Origin of the sequence: Neobacillus sp. D3-1R (assembly GCF_052180215.1) — a bacterium.
In the GTDB taxonomy this organism is placed as follows: Bacteria; Bacillota; Bacilli; order Bacillales; family Cytobacillaceae; genus Pseudoneobacillus.
Genome location: NZ_CP197471.1, coordinates 2,010,857 through 2,023,242, shown reverse-complemented (window position 1 = coordinate 2,023,242; position 12,386 = coordinate 2,010,857). Strand labels below are relative to the sequence as shown.

The following is a 12,386-nucleotide window of genomic DNA, read 5'->3' as shown; positions in this document are numbered from 1 at the left end:
AATTTTATAGGGGTCTAAACTTTAATAGGAGAAGCATGGGGCCTGTTCCCCCTTAACCATTTGAGCAATAAAAAGAAGCCAGGGAACCGGCCCCTCGCTTCATTATTCTAATGAACCCACTGTTTGCAATAATTCATTGGATTGTGGTGTAACGTAGATGGTTCGGCTTGGAAAAGCGACTTCCACGCCTTCGTCCTCCAATATCCCCATGATTTGTAGGTTGATTGCATGTTTGATTTTCACGTGATCGGCCCAAACGGTCGTGTTGGTGAAGAAATAAATAAGGATATCAAGACTGCTATCATTATAATGATCAAAGGCAACCATGATGGTATCGGGATGAATATCTTCATGGTTGCTTAACATCTGTTCGATTCGATAAACAACGGTTTGAATTTGCTCTTTCGTCGTTTTATAGTTTAGTCCTAAGTGGAATGTAATTCGCCTTTTTCCCATTCGACTCCAGTTAGTAATCGGTTCGTTGGCCAACGTGGAATTCGGAACTGTGACGAGTGCTTGACTGAACGTTCTGATTTTCGTGCTTCGGAAATTAATATCTTCTACTGTCCCTTCCACGCTTGGGGTTAAAATCCATTCACCGATGGAAAAAGGCTTCTCTGTGACAATCACGATTCCACCGATTAAATTTCCAACCGCTTCTTTTGCCGCTAAAGCAAATGCCAAGCCCCCTAACCCAAGACCGGCCACCAAGCCATTTACATCATAATCAAATTCCTGGCCAATAATACTGATACTGATGGCAATTATGATGACTCGAATCGTTCTTGAAATAAACGGAAGAAGAATTAAATCAATTTTATTTTTCATCTTTTGATTTACACTAACTAAAATCCCTGTCGTTGGAGAAGAGATATTAAACAATCCCCATGTGATTAAAATAATTACCATCGAACGTAAAAATTTTAAAAATAAGGCATTATGCTGTTCGATGAAAGGAAAATACTCCATCGCTACATATAAACCAGTGATAATAAAAGCCCATCCTAAGGGACGCTCAAAGCCTAGACAAATTCGCGTAAAGAACTCATTTGGCGTTTTTTTCGACAATTTTAAAATCAACTGAAATACATACTTTGTAAATAAATTTCTAAATAGAATAAATACCGCTAAAATCCCAATCGAAATCCCCAAGTTTTTCAACATGTCATAATCCAAACTAGCTGGTAGAATTGCAGATTGCAAATACATTTAAAAATACCTCTCTTTTTTGATTGTCCTAATAATTACTTATATTTAGGAACACCTACTTTTAAAACCATAACATCCTCATATCTTAATGTTTCTAACACGATATTTGAATACCACAAAAGTATCAGATTAAAAGTAATGCAATGGGCTTATAAAAATGGAAAAGGCACTTCTTCATTTGAAGAAATGCCCTAAAAATATAATTATTTTAACCTATCTATTTCTTGAAGTATTTTTCGATTTCCACATTATCATCTTGTAAAATAATGTATGGATAGTTTCCCTGTCTAAGCATTTTTACTATTTGCAGTTTACTTTACTCAGTCATTTCAACCGTTTTTAACATTTCATAATACATATCGTAGTTTTCCATTTCTTTTGGATTATGAATGACCGCTAGAATATTGGGACGGTTCCCTTCGCTAGGTAATAGAATGGTGGAAATATTGATACCGTCATCTGATTCTCGGAAATAAACGAATGCTTTATCAAACCCTTCGTAATTAACAACATTTTTACTAAGTGTGGTATCCTGGTCTAAATTGCTTTTTTCTGTTTCAAAATCATTAGAATTTAAGGCTTTGAAATTCATATAAGATTTATCATTTAAGGTAAAAGTAAGATAGTCCTCATTTTCTGCCCCTAACTTAGCATTATACCCATCAAAGATATAAAAACTTACCGGTTGAGCATGACTCTTGTAAAGAGTGGCATGAACCGATTCTTCCATCCCTTCCCTATTGATTTTAAGAGTAGTTGCGGCAGCTCTGTCCTCTATTACGACTTGATCCTCACTTTCATTGGATGAAGTTACTTCTTCCTCGTTTTGTGAAGAATTATTTTGTTCTGCTTCCGTTTCTCCCTTTGTTTGAGAAGAATTATTTTGCTCTGCGTCAACTTGATGGGTTTCATCGGAAACAATTTTGGAACCACAAGCCGATAGCATGACGATCAATAAAGAAAAACTTACTAACCAAATAATTTTTTTCATGTTATCACTCCTTATCTATTAAGACGAATGGAGTAATAAATGGTTACAAAATTTTCTGCCAATGTGGATTATCTTTACGTGGCCATTGTTCTATACAGTTTGCCGTTCAAATCATTTAACAAATATCTGTTAATTTCTTCATCAAACTTATATTTCATTTTTCAACAGATAGGCTCATTTCCCCTGCCATTTAGTAGCGTTACCCACAAATAAAAAAGGCATATCGTTAAATACGCCTTTTTCACAAGTTATTAGGATTAGGAATCATTACTAACCCATTTTGCCTACTAAATCTTTTCGTTCTAAAACTCTACTAAATCCAGTTAATAGTGCAGCAAATAGAACCATAAGTGCCCCAATCCACGATGTATGGATGAGCCCAATCGAATCAGTTATAAGCCCGCCTATATATGAACCAATGGCAATCCCTGCATTAAACGCAGCAATATTGATAGCCGAAGCTACATCAACTGCACTTGGCACAAACCGTTTTGCTAAAATGACAACATATACTTGTAATCCCGGAACATTCATAAAAGCTAATAATCCCATAAAAAGGACTGTCAATAAGCCAGCAATTTTAAATGGAGCTGTAAACATTAAAATAAATAAAACAATGGCTTGTACTATAAACATATAAAACAAAGCGCGTACTGGATTTTGATTCGATAGCTTTCCTCCAATCATATTCCCTACCGCTATGGCAATTCCATAAATAAGTAGAATAAGGGCAACAGATTCTTCTTTAAAGCCTGTAATCGTTTGAAGTAAAGGTGATAAGAATGTGAAAACAACAAATGTTCCACCATATCCTAACGCTGTAATCATAAATACTAGTAACAATCGTCCATTTTTTACGAGCTTCAGCTGATCTCCAAAGGTTGTTTTTACACCTTTGCGTAAATTAGATGGGACAAGAATGCTATTGGCAATGAAAGCTATGACACCTGTAATAATAATAACGAGAAAAGCTGCTCTCCAGCCAAATTGTTGACCAATAAAAGTACCAAATGGCACACCCGTTACAGTCGCTACTGTCAAACCTGTAAACATAATGGAAATAGCACTAGCTCTTCGATTTTCTGGAACTAAGTCTGCCGCAATTGTAGAGCCGATAGACATAAAAACACCATGTGAAAGTGCTGATATAACACGTGCAACTAATAATATTTCGATCGAAGGAGAAAGAGCGGCAAGGCTATTTCCAATAATAAATACAACCATAATCCAAAGTAATAAAGTCTTCCGTGACATTTTCGATGTTAAGGAAGTTAAAATAGGAGCTCCAAACGTTACTCCTAATGCATATATCGAAACCGTTAACCCAGCAGTGGTAACTGGAATATGAAAATCCTCAGAGATTAAAGGCAATAAACCCACACTGATAAATTCAGTTGTGCCTATCGCAAACGCACTTACTGCTAAAGCAAGCAGTGCTAGTGTACTTGATATTTTACCTTTTTCCATCATATATCCTCCTCTTTGTTAAGTAAGAAAAGCTTTTACTTTTTGTCAGATAATAAAATATGGGTGAACTAGTATGAACGGCCGACAAATGTTATTATGTGATATATGATTCTAAAGGGAAAGTACGTACTTTTAAGTAATATAGGAACCAAAAAGTGCGATAGGCACTTTTTAGTTCCTATAGTCAGGAGGGAAAAATATGCAAAAAAAGAAGTACAATATATCAGTTGAAGCAACTTTAGAAGTGATTGGTGGTAAGTGGAAATGCGTGATTCTTTGTCATCTAACTCACGGTAAAAAACGGACAAGTGAATTAAAACGACTTATGCCGAATATCACACAAAAAATGCTGACACAACAACTCAGAGAACTTGAAGAAGATGGCGTAATTGAACGTATTGTCTATAATCAAGTACCTCCAAAAGTGGAATACCAATTAAGTGAATATGGAAAAAGCCTACAACACATATTGGACTCTCTATGTGCTTGGGGAGAAAGTCATATCGTCAAAGTATACGGGGATAAAACAGAGGTTTTAGAGGACAGCATCTTAAATAAGTAATAGATTAACGTTTACTATTAAATGAAGGGGAAGCCATTTTAGAAAAAGTTAAAAGAGTGTGCTTCCCTTCTTCAACTTCATTTTTCGACCTCTATAAAAAAGGGCCCCTGTATATTTCAATACGATTACCACAAAATAAACACAGAATGTGAAAAGAAGAAATTGGAGGTTTTTCCTATGGGGATTTTTAGGAAAACAAAGACCAACACTTTAACCGCTGCAGAAGTCTCTGGCCTTTGGCTTCAGTATTTGGGTGATAGTATGGCGATATGTGTTTACAAATATTTTCTTAACATTGTTGAAGACGAAGAGATAAAACCTATTTTACAGATCTCACTACAATTGTCTGAGAGCCATATTACGAAAATCACCGAATTCTTGAAAGATGCTAAATTTCAAATCCCAATAGGTTTTACAGAGAATGACGTGAATATCAATGCCCCGCGTCTATTTTCTGATCAATTTTTACTTTTTTATTCTTATATTATGACCATACATGGGTTAAACGCTTATAGCTTAGCTATTACCAACTCAGAGAGAGAAGACATCCAAAATTATTTTTTTGAATGTACAGTATCATCTAAGGACTTATTTCAAAAAATCATGGAATTAGCTAAAAAACAGCCAAAATTTACGAGCGTGCCTTCCATTCCTTCCCCTCATGGGACGGAGTTTATGGAAACACCAGGATTTATTTCCAATTTAATTGGTGACAAAAGACCACTAAATAGTTCAGAAATCAGCACCCTTTTCTTTAATTCTACGAAAACTGGTTTTATCCGATCGTTAAGTTTGGCTTTTAGTCAGGTGGCAGTACGGGAAGACGTACGTCAATTTATGTTAAAAAACGTTAAATTAGCAGGAAAAGATGCTGAAAGCTTTGACTTAATCTTGCAACAGGATCATTTACCAATACCAGAAAAATGGGATAATGAAATTACCGACTCTACGATAAGTCCATTTTCTGATAAATTGATCATGTTTCACGCAGGATTTTTAGTCAATGCGGCTCTTACTTATTATGGGGCATCATTAGGTTCCAGCTTCAGATCGGATATAATGGTTAACTATAGTAAAGTATTTGCGCATGCCATGGAGGCTGGTGCATTCTCATTCAATATTATGGTGAAACATGGATGGTTAGAAAAACTACCTGACACCGATTGTTAAAAATGATCCTTTCATTTGATGGGGATGTCATGTTTACCTATTTATAGGACACACATTCCGTTAATCACCTAAAATAGACGCTTTTTTCAAACTTAAAGGACACAGGTTCCGTTATTCCCTATATTTCACTAACAAATAGCATACTTTTAGTGAAATAGCGGAACCATAGTCCGATAATTCTCTAAAAACAAGCAATTTCTCAATATAACGGAACGTGTGTCCGATAAACACTACTACTTTGGCAATTTGTACTAGATTATACTCAACAATTATGCACTTTCTACTTGTTGCAGATCTTTTATTAACATCTCATATACATCCTCTATTTTTAAATGATGAGGATTTATTAATTTAGCTGTTTCAACCCATTCTTTAGCTAATTCGATTATGGTAGGATAATCTTCTGACATAAATTCACACATTGGAAGCCCTTTTTCGTAATTATTACTAAGGTCAAAATAAACATTAAGAAGAATGGATAACCACTCTAAATATTTCACGGGTCCCTCTATCACAATTGGTTTCTTATTAAGATAAGGTGTAGTCCCTCTCAAATTTGTACTACCGCCATATTTATCCTTTGCGGCATACTTAAGATTACGGATACCACTCATATAAAAAGCAGAAAAACAAAGGGGACAAGGTTCCACGGTAGAATAAAGAACATATGAGTTTACTTCTTTATGTATTCGATTGTCTAACTTTAAAAAGCATTAACCTCCGCATGAGCTAATTCATTATTTGATATGACCGTATTTGATAATTGTCCAAATGTAGCACTTTTACCTGTAGAAATTAAATTACCCTCATCATCTATTACAATGGCCCCGACAGGTCGAGATCGTTCTTGAAAGGACTCCCAAGCTACACGGAAACATTCTCACCATTCATTCGAAAATTCACTCCAGTTTATTTTAATCACCCCATAAAAAAATGTATATTCTTTAACCCAATCTAGGAAATAATCACATCAATATCTCTATTTCTAAAAAAAGTAAAACTGAAATCAACACACTTTTTCAAGAAGTCGTATTGAAACTACTAACAGTTTAATGTAATCCTACAAAGGTATACATACATAGAAAGATAAAAATAAAAGTAAGAAAAGCCCCTAAAAATAACAAGTTATTAATAAAACCATCTTCCTTAATCCTTTTTATTAATGAAATTAAATTTAGAAACCACATGGTACCGATTAGTGGAATGAAAAATAGCATCACAAATAGCAAAAAATCCTCTCCCCTAAATCATATAGAAGACCAATATAGAATTCTGTATTTAATTTTACCATAAATAACCAATCTTTTAATCAACTACCCTCACACTCTTGTATTCATGTATAACTCCCCTAGTGACTGGTTTCCAATCAGTGATTTTCGGTAAGTTGACGAGTAAGTTTATTATCATTCGTCTGACATTAACCATTTAATAGCATCATTGAAATCCTCTGCTACATAATTGGGTTTTACTTCTCCCCATCGACCAAAGAATTCATTGTTTATGTATTTTTCATAAGTTTCTTTTCCACTGCCCGTTTTCACTAAAATTTTTTTACATCCAACTTGATCGGCAGCAAGCAAGTCCGTCCATCTATCACCGATCACTACACATTGCTGTAAATCCAGATTATGTTCTTTGGCAGCCTTTTCTAACATGACTGATGATGGTTTGCGACATTGACATCCTTCATCATGTTGATGGGGGCATAGATAAACTCTATCAAAACCAAAATCTTGAAGTTCCTTTTCAAAACTTTGAAGTGTGGCTTCTCCCTTAGAGATTCCAGGCTGATTTGTAAAAGAAAAGATTAATATACCAGACTTTTTCAATAACTGTACGGACTCGGCTACATGGGGGAAAAGTTCAAACTCTCCAGGATAAATAACCTTATCACTACCTCCGATTGTCCCATCTCGATCGATGAAGACAGCTTGAATGTTCAACTATGAATCACCTCCGAAAAACATCTATTACATTTTCATTATTCTGCAATATGTGAAGGAATTCCTTTCTGTTTAGAACAACTTATCTTCCATTTACCTATTCTAAAACTGATTTAGCAGTAAAAAAGTCCAAGATACACAAGGTTTTATGAATAAAACCTTGCCTATTTTGGACTTCTTTAGACTACAAGAATAGTTATAATATAACTCCCGAAAAATTCCCTATCAATACTTGTTTCTCATTCTGATTAGTACATACGAAGGATGCCACAATTGATATTCTATTATTTTCTTGCATCTCATATTTTTCGATCGTTACTTCACATACGATGTTATCTCCGGTAAAAACAGGTATCAAAAACTCAAAATTCATTTCACGGGCCAGTACATTGTTATCCCCGCCAATTTTAGTAGGTAATGTAGCTGTCAACAACCCTTGTATGACAAGTCTTCCCTGAGCATCAGGTGTCATATGGTGAATACCTTCATCACCTGAAATCTTAGTAAACATTTGAACATCTTCCATTGTAAAAGTGCGTTCAAACGTAATGATATCGCCTACTTTTAAAGACAATCTTATTCCCCCCTTAACAGGTAGCATCATCGATCTAGTCTATTTTTATTGGTTTTTGAGCATCAACGATCAGAGATACGAAACAGAGTTTTCCATTTTGATTTCTATGATCAAAACGTTTGGAACGATAAATATACCCTTGATTTTCATCCCAATCATGAAAATGAAATTGACCGTTTTCATCACAATATTCTAATAGAGAAACATGAAAACCAGCCTCTCCAAACATGGAAGTAATCGTTTTATAATTATGTACAGTTTTATGACTTGCTGCAGGATGATCTTTCGGGCCTGGTCCTCCTATCTGCACAGCTTTCTGATAATCTTCATCAGAAAAAAACCCATCAGGAACAGCACAACGTAAATATCCTCCAGGCTTTAAAAAATCAAAGCATATCTTCGCAGCTTCAACGCCTTCTTCGTAAGTTAAATGCTCCCATACATGTTCCGCTAAAATCGCTTCTAAAGAATTAATGGAGAAAATTTTTTCCCAATCCACTCGTCTTAATAAATTCAATTCCTCTTATTGAGTTTGCAGCCAATCGGGATTGTTATTAAATTCTCCTGCCCCAATGACTACTTTAAGATTATCTATTTTGATCATTTAAATGAACCTCTCATTCGTCCATTAAGTAATTCTCTTTTAGGATTCAAAAATCAGTGGGCAAAGTTTACATTTCTTTTTCAAATTTTATCATTAGATCATTTAAACAGTTTAATATGATAAAAGAATAACTGGAAAATGGTAAAAGCAACGGTAGGCAAAATGGTGTGTGCTAAAATATAAAAAACACCCTCAAGTTTATGGTTCACTAGTAAACTATCTAAACTGCCTGTCATAATCAATGGTACCAAAATACTTAATAACAAACTAAGTGTAAATCTTAACCCTCTTCGTTCCAAGTTCTTCCCTTCCAAAAAACAAGCAATGCTAATGATAACTAATAAGCTAAATAATAGAACTCCCATGATATCACCTCATATGCAAACTATTCTAAAACTTCTCCAATATTCGTGTAAATTCCTTCAAAAGTTAACTTTCAATAAAAATAGGCACTAATCCTTATCGATTAATGCCACTCATAGTAACGTAATGCCCTTAAACTCAATAACAGCAATAAGGCAATAAATAAACCCATAAAAGAAGGAAGTTGATTTTCAACTTCCTTCTTTCAATCTTATAAACGATCCTAAAAATACTCACTAAATCTATTAATTACAACATGAAGATTCATTACTAGCAGTCCCACAACAGGATTCTTCCTTTTTATCCTCAACCTCTTTAATCTCAACACTGCAACAGCCAGGAGACTTCGGTGTTTCTAGACCTGTTAATTTTTTAATAAAGCTCATTTTTTTCACCTCCTCTCAATGAAATTAATAAATCAAATTATTTTGATTTATAAATCGTACAATAAATCAATTTTTTTTGATTTATAAACCAAGTATATTACCGATTTTTCCAGAATACAACTAATTAATCAAAAAAAATTGATGTTTTAATCACTTTAATCTCCCAATTAATTTAAAACTTAAGTTTAATCACAAATCACATGCTTATAACAAATTAGGATTATCTATTAGATGTTGGACTAATTCATCCATTATCTCGTAACCCTGTTCAATTGGTTCTAGAAATAAGTTCTCCATTGTGTCATCAGGAGTATGAATCCCCCTTTGATTTGGATCTGTTGGTTTTTGTCCAAGACCAATAGCAGTCATACCTTCTGCTTGAAATGCCATAGAGTCCTCTCCCCCAGCAATCCATGCAACTTCAACATTATGTTTACGAATGATGTCAGCTGACAAATCGGCCAGCCAATTTCCTGAATCTTTATGACCATTCCTCATTCTTTTCAAAGCAGGTTCAAATCCTAAACTATCCACATTAATAGCGGCATTTATTGGAAATTTTGTATTTTTTATAAAATGCTTGGCTCCGACTAAACCTGATTCTTCACCTGTAAAAAAGGCAAACAAAATATTAAAAGGGATTGTTTGTTTTGAAAGTCTTCTTGCCAAATCAAGTATGATAGACACACCAGATGCATTATCAATGGAACCTGGAAATCTAAACCCTTCCGGATCATCCCCTAAATGATCATAATGAGCAGACAGAACCAATGTTTTAGACATATCTTCCCCTCGTAAAATTCCCAACACATTTTGGCATGATAGATAATTAGAGATTAATGGCAAGCTAATGGTTACCAGTTCACCCTGTTGGTGTTCTAATTCTAAAGCTATTTTTTTCCTTACTTGAATAACAGGGATTGAATTTGCACTAGAACCATTCAAGCTTTTAGCAAACCAACCTGGTTCTCCTCCATCTATTAATAATGCTTTGACACCTAACTCTTCAGCTCCCTTAACGGTTCCAGTTAAATCAAACTGTTTAGGAGTCTCAGGAATTAAAACTACTTTCCCGCTTAATTGATTAGTTACCATTTCATCTCCATCTCGGATAACGATTAATTCTCCACTCACCATATTTCCATTAAGATTGGAAAACCGTGGGATTTCCCCAAAGTCGATTCGGTGTCTTAATGGTTTACCCCCAATAGATAATTTAATAGGACCGTTCAAACGCGCTGCATAGATATCAAGATACGTAAAAAATCCATTTTCCCCCGCAGGATGGACTCCAAAATTTGAAAGGTTTGTTGCTATGTATTTAGCAGCATTTCTTGCCCCTTTTGTTCCTGACAACCGACCTTCCGTTTCTTTACTGGTTAGAAACATTAAGTCATTTAAGAGTTGTGTTGATATTAGTGAAGTTTTCATATAATACCTCCTTTCGTTTGTTAAATCAAATTATTTTGATTTATTTAATCATATCCTTAACTGGCAATTTTGACAATATACTTTATCAAAAAAAGTTGATTTATATTTTAACACTCCCAGTTAACCTTAAATTATCTTTTTATTTGATTTGATTGACATGTAAAAAAAATTGATTATATGATAGTAGTATCAAATAAATTTGATTTAATTTAGAAGGTGAAAAAATGGATTTTAATATCGCTTTAAACGATATTTCAACAGAGAAAATATTTGAAAAATACGAGTCCAAATTTAAGGCCATTGCTGATCAAAAACGATTGCAAATTATGAATTTGTTAACCCAAAAAGGGGAGATTTCGGTAGGTGAATTGTCTGAATTGATTGGTATGCCTCAATCAAAACTTTCTTATCATTTAAAGATATTATTAGATGCAGAGATTATTATAAAGGAAACAAGAGGAACTTGGAGTTACTACCAGCTTAATCAAAAAGAAATCAATCATCTATTGTCAGAAGAATTATGTTGCTTGTTCAGACCTACCTGTTGCTAATATTTTTGAAAAAAAGCCGGTCACTGAAACCTTTCTTAGTGATCGGTTTTTCTTTTTCAACCATAAAACGGGAGGGCTTGAGATATTTTGTTTTTATAGGACAGACGTTCCGCTATTTCAGTAAAAATCACGATTTTCACGACCTTATAGGACCCAGATGACGTTATTCACTATATTTCATTAAAAAAAGTCATACTTTAGGTACATTTACGGAACCACAGTCCTTTAACCCTTTAAAAAACAACCATTTTCGTAAAATAACGGAACGTGTGTCCGCTAAAATTGAATGTTTGTCGGCAAACTCAGCCAAGTCAAAGAGCCAAAAAAAAAGCTGTCAAAAGGACAGCCGAACAAACGTCCTTCTAACAGCATCTACCTGTATTTCCTATCATTGAGATCCCCTTACCATTTCCACTTCGCTCTAAAATAAGGTCTTCCGTGTTTGGTTCGATAATGGGATCGATGGCTACTTTTATACCATTAATGGTGACGATGATATCGCCTTCTTCCGGCTCATCCAGAGCCAGTCCAATCCTTGGTTGTCCTCAGCCAAAGCCATCAAAAAAGATACGAATGTTTGTAGCATTCTCTTCCATGAACATCTTTTTAAATTCATCACGAGCTTGATCCGTAATTTTCAAGTCGAGCACCTCCTATTTTTTTAAAAAAAATTAATCCAAAAAATGGTTCATTTAGTCTTATTCTCCCGTTTTCGCAAATCGTTCAATTCTTTCTCCAATTTCATCACGGACACGTTGGAAGAAGGCCCATTTCTCTTCTTCCGTCCCTTCTGCCTTAGCAGGGTCATCAAATCCCCAGTGAACTCTTTTTACATGAGGTGGAGTCACAGGACAATGATCTGCCGCGTGACCGCATAGTGTCACAACTAAATCCGCATGATTTAAAATTTCTGGATCAATCACATCAGAAGTTTGAGTGGAAATATCTATTCCTGCTTCTTTCATCGCTTTCACCGCATTCGGGTTTAATCCATGCGCTTCAAGTCCTGCACTCTTTACTTCCCACTCATCAGCTAAATGCTTTTTAGCCCAGCCTTCTGCCATTTGGCTGCGACATGAATTTCCTGTACACAAGAAATAGATCGTTTTTTTGTTATTTTCCATATTCAATTCCA

Annotated in this window: 13 protein-coding genes and 1 pseudogene; 3 read left to right on the top strand and 11 right to left on the bottom strand. The window is 34.8% G+C overall.

The features are described 5' to 3' along the window. Positions 1 to 102: 102 nt before the first annotated feature. The 3 genes from ACSBPO_RS10370 to ACSBPO_RS10360 form a co-directional block, all read right to left on the bottom strand. Complete coding sequence (locus tag ACSBPO_RS10370; protein ID WP_442599972.1) at positions 103 to 1,209, bottom strand: mechanosensitive ion channel family protein; 1,107 nt, start codon at positions 1,207 to 1,209, stop codon at positions 103 to 105. 316 nt (positions 1,210 to 1,525) lie between these two features. Beyond that, positions 1,526 to 2,200 carry an LptM family lipoprotein gene (locus ACSBPO_RS10365; protein ID WP_442599971.1) on the bottom strand — a complete coding sequence of 225 codons (675 nt, stop codon included), beginning with the start codon at positions 2,198 to 2,200 and terminating at the stop codon, positions 1,526 to 1,528. 270 nt (positions 2,201 to 2,470) lie between these two features. Next, on the bottom strand, positions 2,471 to 3,667 hold the full coding sequence (locus ACSBPO_RS10360; RefSeq protein WP_442599970.1) for an MFS transporter: 1,197 nt from the start codon (positions 3,665 to 3,667) through the stop codon (positions 2,471 to 2,473). Between the two features lie 199 nt (positions 3,668 to 3,866). On the opposite strand from ACSBPO_RS10360, the gene ACSBPO_RS10355 reads away from it, so the two are divergent. After that, a complete protein-coding gene (locus ACSBPO_RS10355; protein WP_442599969.1) occupies positions 3,867 to 4,229 on the top strand; it encodes a winged helix-turn-helix transcriptional regulator in 363 nt (120 codons plus the stop codon). Positions 4,230 to 4,406: 177 nt separating this feature from the next. Further along, the gene (locus ACSBPO_RS10350) at positions 4,407 to 5,399 is read left to right on the top strand and encodes a DUF3231 family protein (protein WP_442599968.1); all 993 of its coding nucleotides are present in this window, start codon (positions 4,407 to 4,409) and stop codon (positions 5,397 to 5,399) included. 269 nt (positions 5,400 to 5,668) lie between these two features. Here the strand turns inward: ACSBPO_RS10350 and ACSBPO_RS10345 are convergent, their stop codons facing one another. From ACSBPO_RS10345 to ACSBPO_RS10315, 7 genes and pseudogenes are all read right to left on the bottom strand, one after another. After that, entirely contained in the window at positions 5,669 to 5,953 is a 285-nt protein-coding gene (locus ACSBPO_RS10345) for a hypothetical protein (protein WP_442599967.1), read from the bottom strand. Positions 5,954 to 6,802: 849 nt separating this feature from the next. Next, positions 6,803 to 7,342: an HAD-IIIA family hydrolase gene (locus ACSBPO_RS10340; protein WP_442599966.1), complete on the bottom strand. Its 540-nt coding sequence runs from the start codon at positions 7,340 to 7,342 to the stop codon at positions 6,803 to 6,805. Between the two features lie 196 nt (positions 7,343 to 7,538). Continuing rightward, positions 7,539 to 7,916 (bottom strand): enoyl-CoA hydratase, encoded by a 378-nt coding sequence (locus ACSBPO_RS10335; RefSeq protein WP_442599965.1) that lies wholly within the window; start codon positions 7,914 to 7,916, stop codon positions 7,539 to 7,541. Between the two features lie 34 nt (positions 7,917 to 7,950). Further along, positions 7,951 to 8,520: pseudogene (locus tag ACSBPO_RS10330) on the bottom strand (class I SAM-dependent methyltransferase). A gap of 98 nt (positions 8,521 to 8,618) precedes the next feature. Beyond that, on the bottom strand, positions 8,619 to 8,885 hold the full coding sequence (locus ACSBPO_RS10325) for a hypothetical protein (protein ID WP_442599964.1): 267 nt from the start codon (positions 8,883 to 8,885) through the stop codon (positions 8,619 to 8,621). A gap of 243 nt (positions 8,886 to 9,128) precedes the next feature. After that, positions 9,129 to 9,269 carry an alcohol dehydrogenase gene (locus ACSBPO_RS10320; RefSeq protein WP_442599963.1) on the bottom strand — a complete coding sequence of 47 codons (141 nt, stop codon included), beginning with the start codon at positions 9,267 to 9,269 and terminating at the stop codon, positions 9,129 to 9,131. Positions 9,270 to 9,473: 204 nt separating this feature from the next. Then, a complete protein-coding gene (locus ACSBPO_RS10315) occupies positions 9,474 to 10,700 on the bottom strand; it encodes a M28 family metallopeptidase (protein WP_442599962.1) in 1,227 nt (408 codons plus the stop codon). A 224-nt stretch (positions 10,701 to 10,924) separates the two neighbouring features. On the opposite strand from ACSBPO_RS10315, the gene ACSBPO_RS10310 reads away from it, so the two are divergent. Continuing rightward, a complete protein-coding gene (locus ACSBPO_RS10310) occupies positions 10,925 to 11,251 on the top strand; it encodes an ArsR/SmtB family transcription factor (RefSeq protein ID WP_442599961.1) in 327 nt (108 codons plus the stop codon). Between the two features lie 698 nt (positions 11,252 to 11,949). Here ACSBPO_RS10310 and arsC read toward each other — a convergent pair. Continuing rightward, entirely contained in the window at positions 11,950 to 12,375 is a 426-nt protein-coding gene (arsC, locus tag ACSBPO_RS10305; protein WP_442599960.1) for an arsenate reductase (thioredoxin), read from the bottom strand. Positions 12,376 to 12,386 lie beyond the last annotated feature (11 nt).